This window comes from bacterium, from assembly GCA_016873475.1.
Taxonomy (GTDB): domain Bacteria; phylum Krumholzibacteriota; class Krumholzibacteriia; order JACNKJ01; family JACNKJ01; genus VGXI01.
The window spans coordinates 1-2059 of sequence record VGXI01000362.1; the positions used below are offsets into that span (position 1 = coordinate 1).

The window sequence follows — 2059 nt, forward strand, 5'->3', positions numbered from 1 at the left end:
TTTTCCTCGGCCCCGAGGCCGGCGAACTGCGCGGCGAGGGCGGGGTGGATTTCGCCGGCCTGGGCGCTGAGGGCGCCCAGCGACAGGCAAGCGAAGAGCAGGCTGGCGATGCGGCGCATTGGAGACCTCCCCCGACACTGGTGCGGCCTCCATTGTACTCTAGAGGAGAGGGCAGCGGCAATCAGTGCGGGCCGGCGGTCCCGGGAGCGGACGCGCCGTGCATCGCGAGCAAGGGATCGCAGTCCGCCAGCGTGCCGCCCATCTGCTCGGCCGCGGCGCGGCAGCCGCCGAAGCAGCGCGGCCAGCGAGCGCAACCCACGCAGGCTTCCGGGATGGTTCGGCGCCAGCGTTCCAGGTAATCGCAGGCGAGGAGCTCGGCCAGGGGCTCGGCGAACAGGTTGCCGAAGACAACTGGCGAGTGGTTGCACAGGCGCAGGTTGCCGTCGAGGTCGAGCACCAGCGGGCGACGCGCGGCATCGGCGCTGCAGCTCGTGAAGCGCAGGTGGCGATAGGCGTGCGGATCGACGAGGCAGTGGGGGACGCCGACATTCGAGGTGAGCTTGAGTCCCAGTGCGGCGGCCTGCGCATCCGCCGTCGCGAAAGCCTCGCGCAGCTGCTCCAGCGTGGGCAGGAGCGCCGGCAGTTCCGCGAGTCCGCGACCACCGGGATTGAAGCGATTGATCATCACCTGACGGAGTCCGCGGTTCGCGAGGAAGGCGAGGGTGTCGGCGAGTCCCGTGCAGTTGTCGCGCGTCAGGACGACCACGGGAACGACCCGCGCGCCCAGCGCCTGGAGCTGATCCAGCGAGCGCAGCACCCGCTGCCACGAGCCGGGCTTGCCGGTGAGCGCATCGTGCACGGCACACTCGGCGGAGAGCAGCGGCAGCTCGAAGATCGACATGCCGAGTTCCACGAGCGCCGAGTAATCGTCCCGCGTGCCCACGGTGCCGTTGCTGATGATGTTCACCGCCGCGCCCTGCAGACGGCAGAGCAGCACCAGCTCGGGCAGGCGCTCGGCGAGCAAGGGCTCGCCCCCGGTGAAGCTGACGCTGCGCGGCGCGGCCACTGCGAAGAGACGGCGCAACGCGCGCTCCGCGCGTGCGAAACGGGGCGCCGCCGGGGCCACCATCTGCGGCGTGGGTGCCTGCCAGGGCGCGTAGCAATAGCGGCAGGCGAGGTTGCAGCGCGGCGTCACCTCGAAGACGACGGCGGCGAGTGTCGGGCGCGCTGCGCGTCTCATGGCCGGCCGAGGACCGTGAGCTCGTACTGTTCGATCATCAGGCGCGGTTCGAGATCCACCGCAGCGCTGCGGTACAGGCGAAGCATGCCCCTGGCCGACAAGTGGTCGGGATCGAGCGTGAGGCTGAAGGCCTCGCTCGATTCGTCGAAGGCGCCGTCGAGCGGTACGAGGTCCCCGCGCTGCAGTTCGGTCTCCTCGAAGGTCAACTGGAAGGAGAACGCGCTGCCGGTCGGTGCGAGGATCTCCCCTGTCAGCACGCTGCCAGCCGCGAGATCGAGGACGAGGCCGCTGGGCGTCTCGAAGGGCGCATCGAAGTCGATGCGATTCTGGGGCATCGGCTCATAGCAGGTCACGCCGCCCCCACGGTCGCAGCCCGCCGCAGCGCCATTGACGCCGAGCAGCAGCGCGCCGATCCGCAGCTTGCGCCGGATCAGCCAGGGGTGTCCGCGCGTCAAGCGAACGAGGCCGGAAATGATGAGGAAGGCCGCCGCCAAGCCGACAGCGGCGATGGGGAGAGCGATCTCCTTGCGGATCATCCGACTACCTCCCGCGAGTGGTTCTGAGCAGGGGCGGGTCGGTAGCGAGGGGCGCTAGGCGAGTCTCCCGGTTGGGCCCAGTGCCACGGGGCCAGGGGAGCCCAATGGCACGGCCCAAGCATAGCGCGAGCATGGCCAAGCGCGCAAGCGCCGCGATGCTACTTCGCCGGCAGGGGCAAGGTCATCGCCACGGCGTGGTCGATCGTGATGCCCAGCGAGATCGAGGGCGTGATGTCCGCACTCGCGGCGCACGACGGGGCGGCGGCTGCGCGGCTCACCCCTG

At 70.3% G+C, this 2059-nt stretch carries 2 protein-coding genes; both read right to left on the minus strand.

The genetic code is table 11. The features are described from left to right. Positions 1-181 precede the first annotated feature (181 nt). Positions 182-1240 carry a radical SAM protein gene (locus FJ251_15770; GenBank protein ID MBM4119159.1) on the minus strand — a complete coding sequence of 353 codons (1059 nt, stop codon included), beginning with the start codon at positions 1238-1240 and terminating at the stop codon, positions 182-184. Next, on the minus strand, positions 1237-1776 hold the full coding sequence (locus FJ251_15775; protein ID MBM4119160.1) for a hypothetical protein: 540 nt from the start codon (positions 1774-1776) through the stop codon (positions 1237-1239). The genes FJ251_15770 and FJ251_15775 overlap by 4 nt, the downstream gene beginning before the upstream one ends. Positions 1777-2059: the final 283 nt, after the last annotated feature.

Excerpts from the sequence above, each read along its gene's own strand:
- FJ251_15770 (MBM4119159.1), bottom strand. The coding sequence starts at position 1,240 with ATGAGACGCGCAGCGCGCCCGACACTCGCCGCCGTCGTCTTCGAGGTG.
- FJ251_15775 (MBM4119160.1), bottom strand. The coding sequence starts at position 1,776 with ATGATCCGCAAGGAGATCGCTCTCCCCATCGCCGCTGTCGGCTTGGCG.